This window comes from Sphingomonas sp. OK281 (assembly GCF_900115295.1).
Classification (GTDB): domain Bacteria; phylum Pseudomonadota; class Alphaproteobacteria; order Sphingomonadales; family Sphingomonadaceae; genus Sphingomonas.
In genome coordinates, this window is sequence record NZ_FOVZ01000001.1 from 1,058,618 (window position 1) to 1,073,092 (window position 14,475).

Genomic DNA, 14,475 nt, shown 5'->3' on the forward strand with positions numbered 1-14,475 from the left:
GAAGGCGGCGCATCACACGGCATCATCGAGGCTGAACCGGTCCATGTCCTCGTCATAGGCGAACACTTCGGCATAGCGGCCCCAGTGCGTCACCGTCCGCAGCGTTTCGGCGGCATAGTCTTCGGACATGTGATCCTCCAGCTCGTCACGGAAACGGCGGGCGGGCGCGACGTGACCGACACGCTCGTCGAGGATCCGCCGGATGTGTTGTGCGAGCGGGACATGCGCGAGCAACGCCTGCGCGAACAGCGCCTTGCGCGCATCCACATCGGCCTGCGCATAGCGCCGCGCGGCCGGCGTCAGCAGGATCTCCGACCCCTGCAACTCGGCGAATCGCAACAGCTGTAGCGTCTCCGCCATCGGAAACAGTTCGTCGATCTCCAGCTGGAGCTGGTCGGCAAGGTCTGCCATCGCCGCGCGGCCGTCGAACGGGCTGGCGTCGACCTCCTCGATCAGCCCGGCCAGCGCGTTGGTCGAGACCCGCGGCAGCACCATCTGGATGCCGGTGCCGGGAAACAGGCCGTCGCGTACCGGCTCCGCGGGCGCCCGTGCAGTCATTCGCGCGTAAATGTCATCGACCAGCGCGCGGAACGCCGGGTCCAGCCGGTCGCGTGGTTGCGGCAGGTCGACCGTGATCTCGGCCGCGACCCGGCCCGGGTTGGACGAGAAGACGAGGATGCGATCGCACATCAGTACCGCCTCCTCGATATTGTGCGTGACGATCAGGATCGACTTGATCGGCATCCGCCCTTCCGCCCACAGATCGAGCAGGTCGGTCCGCAAGGTCTCCGCGGTCAGCACGTCGAGCGCGGAGAAGGGTTCGTCCATCAACAGCAGCGACGGATTGACGACGATCGCGCGGGCCAGCCCGACGCGCTGGCGCATCCCGCCCGACAATTCCTTGGGATACGCGTTCTCGAACCCGTCGAGCCCGATCAGGTCGATCGCCGCCAGCGCACGGGTGCGCCGCTCGTCCGCCGGAACGCGCTGCGCCTCGAGGCCAAGCTCGACATTCTGGAGCACGGTCAGCCACGGGAACAGCGCGAAGGTCTGGAAGACCATGCTGATCGTGTGCGCAGGGCCGTCCGGGACGTCGGCGAACCGTACGCTCCCCTCGTCCGGCCGGATCAACCCGGCGATCGAGCGCAACAGCGTCGACTTGCCGGAGCCGGAACGACCGAGCAACCCGACCACCTCGTCCTCGTGGAGCGTCAGGCTGACATCGTCGAGCACCGGCGCGCCGCTGTCGCCGCGGCCGTAGCGATGACTGACATGCTCGACCTCGACGAGCGAGCGGCTGGCCGGGGCGCGGAGAAATGCTGTTGCCATGTCTGGTCCTTTCGACATCAGGCGAGCCGGAGACGGCGTTCGGCAAAGGCGTACATCGGACGCCAGACGAGCCGGTTGAAGGCGATCACGAACATCGACATCACCGCGATGCCGAGCGCGACGCGCGGATAATCGCCGGCCTCGGTTGCCTTGGCGATGAACGTGCCGAGCCCGTGCGCCTCGACCTTCTGCGTCCCCCAGGACACCGCCTCGGCGACGATGCTGGCGTTCCATGATCCGCCCGACGCGGTCAGCGCACCGGTGACGTAATAGGGGAACACGCCCGGCAGCGCGACCTGACGCCACCATTGCCAGCCGCGCACGCCGAACATCCCGGCGGCTTCGCGCAGGTCGGTCGGGATCGCGCTTGCGCCGGCGATGACGTTGAACAGGATGTACCACTGCGTCCCCAGGATCATCAACGGCGACAACCAGATGTCGGGCGACAGGCGCCAATGGACGATCGCGATCACCGCAAACGGGAACAGCACGTTGGCGGGAAACGCCGCGAGGAATTGCGCGACGGGTTGCAGGCGCTCAGCCCATTTCGGGTTGAGGCCGATCCAGACGCCGATCGGAACCCAGACGAGGCTCGCGAGCGCGATCAGGACGACGACCCGCAGCATGGTGATGCAGGCAAGTCCGAATACCGCGACCGCATCGCCCAGTCCCAGCGTCGCAAAGACATAGCGTCCCGCGAGCCAGAGTGCGGCGACTACCGCGACCAGAACCGCCACCTGCCACAATCGCTCCAGCACCATGCTCGGCTCGCGAACTCGTACCTGCTGCGCGCGGGCCGTGCTCCGGTCGAGCGTCAGCAGCAGTTGGCCGAGCGCGGTTACCGGCGCGAACACCACCGGTAACAGCTGCGTGCGGCGGAACAGGTCGTAGACCCAGGATCGCGGCCGCTCGGTGCTGGCGGTCTGCTCGAAGCGAAAGCGATCCGCCCAGGCGACGACCGGCCTGAAGACGAGCTGGTCGTACAGCAGGATGACGATCCCCATCGCCAGCACGGCAAGGCCGATCGCGCCGAAATCCTTGCGCGCGATGGCGAGTGCCAGCCACGATCCGACGCCGGGCAGCGTCACGGTCGTATTGCCGACCGTGATCGCTTCCGACGCGACGACGAAGAACCAGCCCCCCGACATCGACATCATCGCGTTCCAGACCAGCGACGGAGTGGCGAACGGCAAGTCGAGGCGGAGGAAACGGCGCACCGGCGACAGCGCGAAGCCTCGGGTCACCTCGTCCAGGTCAGACGGCACCGAGCGCAGCGACTGGTAGAAGCTGAACGCCATGTTCCACGCCTGGCTGGTGAAGATCGCGAACACCGCCGCCAGTTCGACGCCCAGGATCCGGCCGGGGAACAGTCCCATGAAGAAGGTCACGGTGAAGGTCAGGAACCCGAGGATCGGCACCGATTGCAGGATGTCGAGCATAGGCACGATGATTTGTCCGGCCCTGCGGCTACGGGCCGCGAGCGTCGCGACAACGAGCGTGAAGACCAGGCTCGCCGCCAACGCCGCGAACATGCGGATCACCGTGCGCAGCGCATAATAGGGAAGGTAGCGCGGATCGAGCGTCACGGGCTCGACCCGCAGGCGCGACAATGGCTCGGCAACCCCCTCCGTACCCCGGACCAGCAAGGCCGCGATGCCGATCAGCAGCACGAATGCGATAACGTCCGCCCGGTTGGGTTGCGTAAGCCGCAGGATCCGCGAGAACGAACGAACCCGGCCACCATTTACCACCGGATCAGCCACCACGCCGTCCTCTTCCGCAGGCGTGAAGCACTAAAGCCGGCGCGTGACGCGCGTGCGTCATGCCGAGCGCTCGGTTAGCGTGCGTGGCTCGCTCGCCGCCCATCCCCGGAGGATACGGCCGCGATGAAGCGGTGCGGCGGCAAGCGCGGCGTGAATGGCGCGATCATGCTGGATCGCGCGGAAAGCAATGTGGGTCATCGGGCGTCTCTTCCGGGCTCGTGAGTGAGTCCGGGAAAGACGCTCAGTCGGACCGCACCCGCGATCCCCGAACGGCTTGACCGAACCCGGGACGTCCAGCCGTGATCGTCAGCAGGGCAGAGCCGCTACTGTCGCCATCGCCGGACAAGGGGGTAGATCGGGGTTTCATGCGCGTCCTGTTTGTTATCGATGCCGCGATTGCGCCATCCGCCGGGAGCCTTGGCGTCTCGACGAGCGCCCGCTATACCCTGGGGGAGTATAGTTCAAGAGGGTGATGCGCGTCGGCCATGAGCCATGTCGAGAAAGAGAAAAAGAAGCTGCTCAACAGGCTCAAGCGGCTGAAAGGACAGATCGAAGCACTCGAACGTGCGATCGAGGAAGATCGGGAATGCGCACGCGTCCTGCAGCAGGCGACGTCGTGCCGCGGCGCGCTCGATGGTTTCATCGCCGAGGTGATCGAGGATCATATCCGGGAGCACATGATCGATCCCGGAACCTCGCGTGACGATCCTCGTACCGTCGCAGCCGAAGAGTTGGTCGAGATCGTCCACGCCTATCTCACCTGATCCCAAGCGCACTCAAGTGCCGCCCTGGGGAAACGTAGCGACTATGCCGGCAAAAGCCCCGCCAACGCGATGCCGCTCGACGAGCGCTACGAGCATGTCGATGCCTTCTGGAAGCGCTGGCAGGAGCGGCAGACCTTTCTGGATGCCTATGCGGACCGGAGCAGCGGGGTCCCGGAACTCGACAACCGTCCGTAACCGGGCATTGAGCGGTTCCGCACGAGCTGGCAGTCGCCAGTGCGGAACCGCCGCTTACGTCCGCAACCTGTCGGATCGAAGCGATGGTCGCGGGAATACGGGCTTGGGTCGCGTGTCAGGCGCCATACGCCGTGCCCGCGATCCATCCCGCGACGCCCTGCAGGCTGCGAAAATCGTCGAACGACCGGACCGCCAGCGCGGGATACGTCGTCCGGACCATATCCGCCAACGGAGTCCCCGGCCCAAGTTCAAGCAGGCGGTCCACGCCGCGTTCCACCAACGCCTCGAGGGTAGCCGCCCAGTCGATCATGGTGTCGATCTGCGCGGCAAGTCCGGGAAGGTCGCGCTGGCCGCTCACGATCGATGCATCGGATGCCGTGATCAACGTGCGTCCACGGACGGGTCTTGCCGGTTCGGATGTTTCCAACTGCGCCCGGAATACCCCAACCGCATGCGACAGACGTCGAGTGTGCGACGCGACGTGCACCGCGATCGGCCGGGCGGCGATTGCGCCCTCCTCCATCGCAGCGGCGCAGCAGCGTTGGACCGTCTCGCGCGCGCCGCCGATAACGAAAAGCTGCCCGGGATTGACGATCGCGATGGCGCAGTCAAAGCCCGCCACGAGCGCCTCGACATGGTCGCACGCAAGCCCCCGTACGAAACCCAAGCCGTCGTTCGGACCGCTCGCCGCGTCCATCGCCTCCGCGCGTGACGCCGTCAGTCGAAGCGTTTGCTCGGGCGTCCAGACGCCGGCCACGCCCCACGCCGTCATCTCGCCGACGCTGTACCCGGCGACCGTAAATGGCATCGTCGGCGCAAGGCAGGCTGCGGCGACGAGCCCACGGGTGACGCAGAGGATCTGGCTCGTCCGGTTGGCGAACAGCGTCGCATCGTCCACGGTTTGCAGGAAGGTGCGAATATCCTGACCTAGCAACGCACCCGCCTCGGTCAGGATAGGTGCTGCACGCGCATCGTCGACGAACAGGTCGAACATCGCGCGATCCTGCCGACCTTGACCGGAACACAGCAGCGCAAGCGTCATGCCTCGGTGATTTCGACGAATAAGGCTATTGCAAGCAGGTCCGCGCAGCCGCCGGGGCTGAGCCGCCGCGCCGTGAAATCCTCATGCATAGCAGTCGCACGTCCGCGCCAGCCGATGTCGCGTACCCCCCCGGCATCGAGGAACGCGCGCGCGCGTGCTTGCGCGAAGGCGAGTCCTTCCGCGCCGCCGCGGTACAGGAGATTGGTGTCGTCGACCCCGACGATCAGTGCCATCAGCGCGTAGACGCGACACGCTTCCTCATCCCCGGTCTGTCGCCGCGCTTCGCCGAGCGCGGGCAAGGCAATGTCGTAGAGCGAGGGAAAACCGGCCGCCGCTTCGGACCTGGCCCCGCCAGTGGAATGACGTCGTGCGACGGCGCTACCGTGACTGTGGAGGAGCACCGGCCCGCGCAGTATCTCCGCGCCCCAGCGTTGCGCGACAGTTTCGCCCAGCGTGCCCGGCACGCAGTACGCCGCGCGAAACCCGGCGGCGGCGCAAAGCAGCCCCATGCCGAAGATCGCGCCGCGGTGCGTGTTGACGCCGCCGGTCGCCGCCATCATCGCGACCTCGGCCTCTATCCCGATCGCGCGGAGGCGGTCCATCCCTGCGCCGGCCGCGCCAACTGCGGCGAGCCTTGCGAAGAACGGTTCGAGCGCATCGGCACTGCGATCCATCATCGCCGCGTCCATGTCGTCGTGCGCGCCGGTATCGACCGGGCTGACGAGGCCCGGCTTGGGGTAGGTCGCGATCTCCAGCTTGAGGCAGTCGGTGGCGATCCGGCCGATGCCGTCGCCGTCGAACGCCGTGGTGGAGCGGGCAAGCACGGTCATGCGAACAGCTCGGTTCGCGCGGTCATCCAGTTGCCGTTCGCCGTCTTCGCCAGGACTTCGGGCGCGTCCGACGCAAACTCGCGCCACTGCACCGCGAGCCCGGTCGGCGTCACGATCTCCCCGTCCAGCCGCATCGGCGCCTCGGCGTCGATGCGCACCAGGGCTGCAGCCAGCCGTGCCGCGTCATCGCCGGTCGCGACTTGCCAGATGACATCCAGGTCGGACGTCTCCGACAGGTACGGCAGGCCGGTCAGGTAGGCCCATGCCAGGCTGCCGAAGCACCGCGTCTCGGGATCGAGCGCGACCAGAGCGGTGATCGTCTCCTGCCAGGCAGCCGGCGCCATCTGCTTTGCCTCGGCAAGCAGGGGCGGCGGCAAGTCTGACGAGATCGCATCCACTGGCACGGCCACGGCGAGACGCTGCTTGCCGAGCGATGGCGGGAGCGGCAGGCCAAGTGGTACCAGCCCTGCGGCGTCGTCGCATACCGCGCGACGGGCGATCAGCGGGTGTCCCGCTGCGACCCAGTCGACCACCGCCGGGACCGGCCGGAGTGCCGGATGGGTGGCGAGTATACCGTCCCAGCAAGCCGGATCGAGGTAGACCAGGCGGTGCCGCTCGAACCGCATTACGCCTGCGCCGCCGCCACGACTTGGCTCGCGATCCGCGCCGATTTCGGTCGACCGCCTCGCTCTGCGCCGAGTGCGGCCCGGTCGTCGCGCTCACGCGGACGTGCCAAAAGCGCCTGCAACTGGTCCGCGAGACTCTCGGCTGGATTCCAGACCTGCGCGATGCCACCGACGCTGACGAGGTTGTCGAGACCCGGCGCGAAGACCGGCGTGGTCTTCGCCTTTGCCTCGAGCACATCGATCGGCAGCTTCGTCACGCGGGCCATCGAGGCGAGGTCCATCACTTCCGGATGCGCGCCGGGCAGTGCGACGAGCGTGCCACAAGCGAGAGCGGTGGCGATGAACGCGCCCGCCGCGCTGCCGCCGTAGAGCAGTCCGATCGTCCTGTGACCACGCGCTTCGGCGAGCAGCAGCGACTTGGCGAGGTGCGCGAGATATTCGCTGAGTCCGAGCAGTTCGTCGCGGCGGCTCATGCGCTGGCTGGCGCTGTCGACCAGGAACAGGATCGGCGTGGCGTCATCGCTGCGGGCGATCTCCAGCACCGCGGCTGACAGTCGGATCGCCTGGTCGATGCCGATCGGCGCGCGCGCGGTGGCGCCGACGACGTGCACCAGGGCGCCATCCGGCAATGCCCCCTGTCCGAACAGCAGGTCGCCCTCGGCGGACACCGAATGTCCGGCGGGAAACAACGATGCGAGGATCTCAGCGGGCGTCATCGGCGCTCTCCCGATACTGGGCGGCAAGGCTGGCAAAGGCGGTCGAGGGCATATCGGGGATCCCCTTCGGGTCGTCGACCCCGAGCGCATGCCAGATGTCGGTCGCGTCGGCAGACTCCCCGAACCGTGCGATCCGCCGTTCGAGCCGCGCCTGCTCGGCCGCCAAAATATCCGCATCGAGCTTTGCCGGACGCGCCAACGCCGTGCGCGCCGCGTCGCGGAACGCCGCCGCGTCGTCATCGACGAACACGTCCGCGCCGCCGATCAGCGTGCGGTGCTTGCCGCCCATCGTCCGCCAGACCAGCGCGCGGTCGCGCGAGTCGAACTCCTCGACGCCCATGTTGGTCTCGATGACCTCGGGGCCGGTCACGCTGATGCGGCCCTGTTCGGACACGATCAGCGTCGAGCAGCACCCCGCGATCAACCCGCCGCCGCCGTAGCAGCCGGCCCGGCCGCCGATCAGGCCGACGACGCGGACGCCCGCCATCCGTGCTTCGGCGACCGCGCGCATGATCTCGGCGATCGCGATCTCGCCGGCGTTGGCCTCCTGCAAGCGCACGCCGCCGGTGTCGAACGCTATCACCACATCGCGCCCGAGCGCCTTCGCCGCGCGCAACAATCCGGTCAGCTTGGCGCCGTGCACCTCGCCGAACGCGCCGCCCATGAAGCGGCCCTCCTGCGCGGCGACCAGGATCGGCGTGCCGTCGAGTGTCGCGCTGCCGACCACGATCCCGTCGTCGAACTGCGCGGGCAAGTCGAAGATGCCGAGATGCGGGCTCGTCTCACGCTGCTCCGGCCCGACGAACTCGGCGAAGCTGCCGGTGTCGACCAGTGCCGCGATCCGTTCGCGCGCGCCCGCCTCGTACCAGCTCTGCCGAAAATTGCTCATGTCTCGGGCTCCTCGATCATGCGGACGCCCTGCGCGAGCCGCAGCGACACGGTGTCGGGTCGCGCGCCGCCGTCGTTGATCGCGATTCGCAAGCCGCCGGCCGCACGCCTGCCGACGAAATCGGCGACCACCGCGTCCCACAGGTCGCGAAAGCCGTGTGCCGCGGTGCTGATCGCGATCGCGCACCGATCGGGTGCGTCGCCGCGCTCGACCAGCACCTCGAGATTGCCCGACGCGACCACGCCGACGAGCGCCATTGCGCGCGTGCCGCCTGCCGGGATTGGCGCGGCGATATCGAAATGGAGAATTTCCATGAGTGTCCTACCAGTTCCGGAAGCGGCTCGGCGGCCGGTACAGCCCACCCGAGGCGAGCATGAGGTCCTTGATCGATCGGGCGGCGAGCATGTTCCGGTTCGCATCGAGCGGATCGATACCGAGATCCTCGGGCCGCTGGATGATCTTCCGTTCGCGCAATCGCTCGACCATCGCCTTGTCGCGGCCGCGACCGATCTCGGTGAAGCCCGCGACGCCGCGGATCGCCTGCTCGCGCTCGTCGGCGGTGCGGCACAGCAGCAGGTTGGCGATGCCCTCCTCGGTGACGATGTGCGTGGTGTCGTCGGCATAGACCATGATCGGTGCCAGATCGAGATCGAGCTTCTCGGCGAGTTCGAGCGCGCCCAGTTTCTCGACAAACAGCGGCGCGTTGCCCTCGCCGAACGTCTCGCCGATCTGCACCACCAGCTTTCGCCCTCGTCTCAAGGGTGCTGCGGTATCGGGATCGGCCTCCGCCCCGGCTTGGAGCCACGGCGCGCTCGGGTGCCGTCGGCCGCGCGCGTCCGATCCCATGTTCGGCGCGCCGCCGAAGCCTGCGATCCGGTTCGCGGTGATCGTCGAGCTGTGCCCGGCAAGATCGATCTGGAGCGTCGAGCCGATGAACATGTCGCACGCGTACAGCCCCGCGGTCTGGCTGAAGGCGCGGTTCGAGCGTAGCGATCCGTCGGGGCCGGTGAAGAAGATATCGGGCCGGGCGGCGAGGTAATCCTCCATGCCGACCTCGGAGCCGAAGCAGTGCACCTGCTCGACCCAGCCCGCTTCGATCGCGGGGATCAGCGTCGGATGCGGGTTGAGCGCCCAATGCGTACAGATCTTGCCCTTCAACCCGAGCTTCTCGCCATAGGTCGGCAGCAGCAGCTCGATCGCCGCGGTGTTGAAGCCGATGCCGTGGTTCAGCCGGCGCACGCCATAGGGTTGGTACAGTCCCTTGATCGCCAGCATCGCGGTAAGGATCTGCGTCTCGGTCATCGCCGCGGGATCGCGCGTGAAGAGCGGTTCAACATAGAATGGCTTGCCCGCGTCGAGCACGAAATGGACCTGATCGCCGGGGATATCGACGCGCGGCAGCGTATCGACGATCGATCCGACTTGCGCGATGACCAGCCCGCTGCCGAAGCTGGTTGCCTCGACCACCGTCGGCGTGTCCTCGGTATTGGGGCCGGTATAAAGATTGCCATGGCGGTCCGCACTGACCGCGGCGATCAGCGCGACCTGCGGCGTCAGGTCGACGAAATAGCGTGCGAACAGTTCGAGATAGGTGTGGATCGCGCCCAGCTCGATCTTGCCGCCGAACAGCATCTTCGCGATCCGCGCGGACTGCGGCCCCGAATAGGAGAAATCGAGCCGCTTCGCGATGCCGCTGTCGAACACGTCGAGATGCTCGGGCAGCACGACGCCCGACTGGACCATGTGCAGGTCGTGGATCCGCGCCGGGTCCATCGCCGCCAACCCCTTGGCCAGCACGTCCGCCTGTTTCTGGTTATCGCCTTCCAGGCAGACCCGGTCGCCCGGCCGCAACACGGCTTCGAGGAAATCGACGAGCGTTTCGGGATGGACCAGCTTGCCGGTGGCTAAACCTGCCCCGGCCTCGATCCGCTCCTCGCGCAAAGCCTTCCGCGTATTCCACTGCCGCACGCATCGCCTCCTGACGCTTATTCTGCGCTCTTTGTATTCTCTATTGCTCCAAACGCAACCCTGTGCATACTTAAAGACGTATAAGACGATAGATCGAATACAGTGAGAGGATCCGCTATGAGCAAGTCTCTACCCAGCCCCGCCCAAGATCCAGGACGCGTTGCATGATCGCCGGAGTCGCGCTGCTCGCGATCTGCACGTTGATCGGGCAATTGCTCGGCGAAGGTCTCGGCGCATTGCTCGGCGTGAAAGCCAATGTCGGCGGGGTCGGCATCGCGATGATCCTGCTGATCGCCGCGCGGATGTGGCTGAAGGCGCGAGGCCGCTACGTCGAGGGCGTCTCGCGCGGGATCGGTTTCTGGGGCGCGCTGTATATCCCGATCGTCGTCGCGATGGCGGCGCAGCAGGATGTCGTCGCGGCGGTCGAGGGTGGACCGGTGGTGCTGATCGCCGGCGTCGGTGCGCTGCTGGTGTGCTTCAGCGCGGTCGCGCTCATCAGCCGCCTGTCGGGTACGCCCGAGACGATGGACGAGATCGAGGCGCGCGAAGCCCGCGAAGCCGAAGCAGCCCTCGCCCCATCCCCTGCAACGACGCACTGAGGCGCACCGACATGGAAATGATCACCAAGGTGCTGACCGCCAACGCGCTGCTCACTGCATTCGCGGTCGTCGGCATCGTCATGTGGCTGTCCAACATGCTGTCCGCCAAACTGACGATGGGCCGCGTGCACGGTTCGGCGATCGCGATCCTGATCGGTCTCGCGCTCGCCTTCTGGGGCGGGATCGCGACCGGCGGGCACAAGGGGCTCGCCGACCTGCCGATGCTCGCCGGGATCGGCCTGATGGGCGGCGCGATGTTGCGCGACTTCGCGATCGTCGCCACTGCCTGCGAGGTAGACGTCGAACAGGCGAAGAAGGCGGGGCTGATCGGCGTGGTCGCGCTGCTGCTCGGCACGGTGCTGCCGTTCATCGTCGGTGCGCTGGTCGCGGCGTCGTTCGGCTATACCGATGCGGTCTCGATGACGACGATCGGTGCGGGCGCGGTGACCTATATCGTCGGCCCGGTGACGGGTGCGGCGATCGGTGCGAGTTCGCCAGTCATCGCGCTGTCGATCGCCACCGGCGTGTTCAAGGCGGTGATGGTGATGGTCGGTACGCCCTTGGTCGCCGGGCTGATCGGGCTGAACAACCCGCGCAGCGCGATGGTGTTCGGCGGGCTGATGGGTACGGTTAGCGGCGTATCGGGCGGGCTAGCCGCGACCGATCGCCGGCTCGTCCCCTACGGCGCCTTGACCGCGACCTTCCATACCGGGCTAGGCTGTCTGGTGGCGCCGTCGATCCTGTACCTGATCGTCCGCGCGATCGTGGGGGGCTAAGGAAACGTGGGCGTTATCGACATCGAAGACACCGGCCTGCTATCCGACCGGATCCGTAACGCGCTGACCGATGCGATCTCGTCGGGCGAACTGGCGCCCGGCACGATGCTCGATGAACAGCAGCTGGCCGACCGCTATGGCGCGTCGCGCACGCCGGTCCGCGAGGCGCTGCGGCAGCTGGCGACCAGCGGCATGGTCGAGATCCGCCCGCGCCGCGGCGTCATCGTCCGTCATGTTACGGCGGACGAAGTGATGGACATGTTCGAGACGATGGCGGAGATCGAGGCGGTGTGCGTCCGGCTCGCGACCTACCGCATCACGCCGCTCGAACGCAGCCGCCTGCTGCGCATCCATGAAGCGAGCGAGGCCGCGGTCGAGGCAAATGATGTCGACGCCTACGATGCGCTCAACCGCGAGTTCCACGAGGCGATCTACCGTGCCGCGCACAACGACTTCCTCGCCGAGCAGGCGATCGCGGTCCGTACCCGTCTCAACGCCTTCCGCCGCATGCAACTCCGCCAGGACCGCCGGCTCGCCAATTCTCGCGCCGAACACGACGCCGTGATGCGCGCGATCGCACAAGGCGACGGCGAAGAGGCAGCGCGTCGGATGCGCGCCCACATGCTCAACGCCGCCAGCGCGCTCGACAGCTACATCGCGCACCAGGATGCTGGGCATGCCACTCCACCAAGCCGGTAAGCACGCCCCTTGCTCGTTACGATACAGCGATGATCTGGTCCCGCCCTTTACGGTCGCACGCGATCGGCGAATCCCCGCTGGGGCGAGTTTGCGCGCGACACCTATACCGCGGTGCTGAATTGTCGCGCGCCGGGAGACCTGTAGGCGTCGAGCGTCGCGGCGATCGAGCGGGCATAGAGGCGAGCGTCAGGGGAGAGGCGGAGCGTCGTGCCGTCCCAATCCACCAAGCCTGTGTTCTCGAAGGGAAGGAGCCGATCGTGTACCGAGGCAAAGTCCGGTAATCCGGACAGATCAGCGAAGCCTCGCGTCAGGACGGCTTCGATCGCCTTTCCCCGCATCCGGTCCTCAGCGGTCCGGCGGATGCCGCGCACGGTGGCAAACCGGCTTGCCGCGAGCGCGACGTGATAGCGGCCCGTGCTCTTCTCGTTCTGCAGCAGGGCGCCGCGAAACTCGCTGATCGCGCTTGCACCCAGCGCGATAAGCGTCGTTGCAGGATCTTCGGTAAATCCCTGGAAATTGCGCCGTAATGTGCCGTTCTCGCTGGCTTGGGCCAGCGCATCGGAAGGCTTGGCGAAATGATCGAAGCCGATCGCGGCATGGCCGGCCTCGGTCAATGTCGCATACGCCAGGGCGGCCTGACCGAACCGTGCCTGCGCACCCGGAAGCGCGGTCGCGTCGATCCGTCGCTGGCGCGGGATCATGCTTGGCACATGCGCATAGCCGAACACCGCGAGCCGATCGGGCTCCATCGCGAGGCTGTCGAGCAGCGTCGCCTCGAGTGCCGCTTCGGACTGGTTCGGCAGGCCGTACATCAGGTCGAAATTGATCGATCCGACGTTCGCCTTGCGGAGTAGCGCCATGACGCGGCTGACCTCGTCGGTCGGTTGGACACGCCCGATGGCGGCCTGGATCGCCGGATCGAGCGTCTGCACGCCGAGGCTGACGCGAGACACGCGGTACGCTGCCAGCATCGCGGCCCATTCCGCGGTGAACCCGCGCGGGTCGAGTTCGACGGAGAGGACCGGGTCGTCGCAACGAAAACTTGTGACGATGCGCTCTACCAGCCGTGCGAACTGCGCCGGTGCAACCGCATTCGGACTGCCGCCGCCGAACGCGATCCGGCCGATCCTCGCATGTCCAACGCGGTCGGCGACCAGCACGATCTCCTGTTCCAGCCGCGCAAGATAGGCGTCGAGCCGAGCGCTGCGATTGGCCGCGCCGGTGTTGCAGCCGCAATACCAACAGATCTGTCGGCAATACGGAACGTGCACGTAGAGCGAGACGGTTTCGTGCGCGCCGATGCCGGCCAGCGCAGCGTGCATGTCCGCGGGGCCGACCGAGTCGGTGAACTCGGCGGCGGTGGGATAGCTGGTGTAGCGCGGTACCGGCACCGCGAGCAGCTCTGGATAATAGGTCCACATACACCCCGACGTGGGCGGCAGCGGGCGTGACGTCTTTGACCGCGGTCAACCCGATCCTTGTCCGGGGTCAACGCCTTCGCGGCGACGCGCGCCTAGCCCGACGCCATTGGGTTACAGGAGCCGGACCATGAATGTGTCGATCAAGAGCCTCGCCATCGGTGCGGTATTTGCGGGTATGGTCGTGGCCGCTCCTGCCGTCGCGCAGAGCGATGCGACACCACGCCATGGCATCGCCGCCGGCGACGTGCTGCTGCGCGTGCGGACGATACTGGTCGCCCCGAACGAGAAGTCCGGCAGCGTCATCCCCGCGTTTCCCGGCGAGCATGTCAGCGTCAACAACAGCTTCATGCCAGAGGTCGACGTCACCTACATGGCGACCGATCACATCGGCTTCGAGCTGATCGCGTCGACCACCAAGCATCACGCCGATGGCCGCTCAGGCACTACGGGCTCGATCGGCAAGCTTGCCTCGACCTGGGTTTTGCCGCCGACGCTCACCGCGCAATACCACCTGAACCCGACGGGCAAGATCCGTCCCTATGTCGGTGCCGGGGTGAACTACACGATCTTCTGGAACGAGAAGGCGTCGGACGGGCTGGTCGCGGCCGTGGGATCGACCGACGTCCGCATGAAGGACAGCTTCGGCTGGGCGGCGCAGGCCGGCGTCGATATCGACATCACGCCGAAAGTGTTTCTCAACCTCGACGTCAAATACATCGATATCGACACGACCGCGCGATTGCGGACGGCGGCGGCGGGTACGCAGCGGGTCGCGATCAGTCTCGATCCGCTGGTGTTCGGGGTCGGGCTCGGCATCCGGCTGTGACGACCGATGCGACCCGGCGAGCGGCCCCGTTC

Annotated in this window: 17 protein-coding genes; 6 read left to right on the plus strand and 11 right to left on the minus strand. The window is 67.0% G+C overall.

What is annotated here, in order from left to right:
• Positions 1 to 12: 12 nt before the first annotated feature.
• From BM244_RS04790 to BM244_RS23005, 3 genes are read right to left on the minus strand one after another with little or no spacing between them, the layout of a single operon-like run.
• A complete protein-coding gene (locus BM244_RS04790; RefSeq protein ID WP_093398126.1) occupies positions 13 to 1,329 on the minus strand; it encodes an ABC transporter ATP-binding protein in 1,317 nt (438 codons plus the stop codon).
• Between the two features lie 17 nt (positions 1,330 to 1,346).
• Positions 1,347 to 3,092 carry an ABC transporter permease gene (locus tag BM244_RS04795; protein ID WP_254784267.1) on the minus strand — a complete coding sequence of 582 codons (1,746 nt, stop codon included), beginning with the start codon at positions 3,090 to 3,092 and terminating at the stop codon, positions 1,347 to 1,349.
• 57 nt (positions 3,093 to 3,149) lie between these two features.
• Positions 3,150 to 3,290: a hypothetical protein gene (locus BM244_RS23005; protein ID WP_175518052.1), complete on the minus strand. Its 141-nt coding sequence runs from the start codon at positions 3,288 to 3,290 to the stop codon at positions 3,150 to 3,152.
• 287 nt (positions 3,291 to 3,577) lie between these two features.
• On the opposite strand from BM244_RS23005, the gene BM244_RS04800 reads away from it, so the two are divergent.
• Together BM244_RS04800 and BM244_RS23750 are read left to right on the plus strand one after the other, a co-directional pair.
• Positions 3,578 to 3,856, plus strand: coding sequence for a metal/formaldehyde-sensitive transcriptional repressor (locus BM244_RS04800; RefSeq protein ID WP_093397704.1), 279 nt, complete (start codon positions 3,578 to 3,580; stop codon positions 3,854 to 3,856).
• 69 nt (positions 3,857 to 3,925) lie between these two features.
• Positions 3,926 to 4,051: a hypothetical protein gene (locus BM244_RS23750; protein WP_302847246.1), complete on the plus strand. Its 126-nt coding sequence runs from the start codon at positions 3,926 to 3,928 to the stop codon at positions 4,049 to 4,051.
• Between the two features lie 115 nt (positions 4,052 to 4,166).
• Here BM244_RS23750 and BM244_RS04810 read toward each other — a convergent pair whose 3' ends face one another.
• Genes BM244_RS04810 through mdcA form a run of 7 tightly spaced genes read right to left on the minus strand, consistent with a single transcriptional unit; the run spans position 4,167 to position 10,122 of the window.
• Positions 4,167 to 5,093, minus strand: a complete 927-nt coding sequence (locus BM244_RS04810) for an acyltransferase domain-containing protein (protein ID WP_093397705.1) — start codon at positions 5,091 to 5,093, stop codon at positions 4,167 to 4,169.
• A complete protein-coding gene (mdcB, locus tag BM244_RS04815; RefSeq protein ID WP_093397706.1) occupies positions 5,090 to 5,923 on the minus strand; it encodes a triphosphoribosyl-dephospho-CoA synthase MdcB in 834 nt (277 codons plus the stop codon). The genes BM244_RS04810 and mdcB overlap by 4 nt, the downstream gene beginning before the upstream one ends.
• Positions 5,920 to 6,549, minus strand: a complete 630-nt coding sequence (gene mdcG / locus BM244_RS04820) for a malonate decarboxylase holo-[acyl-carrier-protein] synthase (RefSeq protein ID WP_093397707.1) — start codon at positions 6,547 to 6,549, stop codon at positions 5,920 to 5,922. Before mdcG ends, mdcB begins: the two co-directional genes overlap by 4 nt.
• Positions 6,549 to 7,265 (minus strand): biotin-independent malonate decarboxylase subunit gamma, encoded by a 717-nt coding sequence (mdcE, locus tag BM244_RS04825; protein WP_093397709.1) that lies wholly within the window; start codon positions 7,263 to 7,265, stop codon positions 6,549 to 6,551. The genes mdcG and mdcE overlap by 1 nt, the downstream gene beginning before the upstream one ends.
• Positions 7,252 to 8,154, minus strand: coding sequence for a biotin-independent malonate decarboxylase subunit beta (locus tag BM244_RS04830; RefSeq protein ID WP_093397711.1), 903 nt, complete (start codon positions 8,152 to 8,154; stop codon positions 7,252 to 7,254). The genes mdcE and BM244_RS04830 overlap by 14 nt, the downstream gene beginning before the upstream one ends.
• Positions 8,151 to 8,468, minus strand: a complete 318-nt coding sequence (gene mdcC, locus BM244_RS04835) for a malonate decarboxylase acyl carrier protein (RefSeq protein WP_093397712.1) — start codon at positions 8,466 to 8,468, stop codon at positions 8,151 to 8,153. Before mdcC ends, BM244_RS04830 begins: the two co-directional genes overlap by 4 nt.
• Before the next feature lie 7 nt (positions 8,469 to 8,475).
• Entirely contained in the window at positions 8,476 to 10,122 is a 1,647-nt protein-coding gene (mdcA, locus tag BM244_RS04840) for a malonate decarboxylase subunit alpha (RefSeq protein ID WP_093397714.1), read from the minus strand.
• A 164-nt stretch (positions 10,123 to 10,286) separates the two neighbouring features.
• Between mdcA and madL the strand changes: the two genes are divergently transcribed.
• Genes madL through BM244_RS04855 form a run of 3 tightly spaced genes read left to right on the plus strand, consistent with a single transcriptional unit; the run spans position 10,287 to position 12,196 of the window.
• Positions 10,287 to 10,721, plus strand: coding sequence for a malonate transporter subunit MadL (gene madL / locus BM244_RS04845; protein WP_093397716.1), 435 nt, complete (start codon positions 10,287 to 10,289; stop codon positions 10,719 to 10,721).
• An 11-nt stretch (positions 10,722 to 10,732) separates the two neighbouring features.
• A complete protein-coding gene (gene madM / locus BM244_RS04850) occupies positions 10,733 to 11,497 on the plus strand; it encodes a malonate transporter subunit MadM (RefSeq protein ID WP_093397717.1) in 765 nt (254 codons plus the stop codon).
• 6 nt (positions 11,498 to 11,503) lie between these two features.
• Positions 11,504 to 12,196: a GntR family transcriptional regulator gene (locus BM244_RS04855; protein ID WP_254784268.1), complete on the plus strand. Its 693-nt coding sequence runs from the start codon at positions 11,504 to 11,506 to the stop codon at positions 12,194 to 12,196.
• A 101-nt stretch (positions 12,197 to 12,297) separates the two neighbouring features.
• On the opposite strand, the gene hemN is transcribed toward BM244_RS04855, so the two are convergent.
• Positions 12,298 to 13,617: an oxygen-independent coproporphyrinogen III oxidase gene (hemN, locus tag BM244_RS04860; protein WP_093397719.1), complete on the minus strand. Its 1,320-nt coding sequence runs from the start codon at positions 13,615 to 13,617 to the stop codon at positions 12,298 to 12,300.
• 133 nt (positions 13,618 to 13,750) lie between these two features.
• Here hemN and BM244_RS04865 point away from each other — a divergent pair, with 133 nt between their 5' ends.
• Positions 13,751 to 14,443, plus strand: a complete 693-nt coding sequence (locus BM244_RS04865) for an OmpW/AlkL family protein (RefSeq protein ID WP_254784309.1) — start codon at positions 13,751 to 13,753, stop codon at positions 14,441 to 14,443.
• Positions 14,444 to 14,475: the final 32 nt, after the last annotated feature.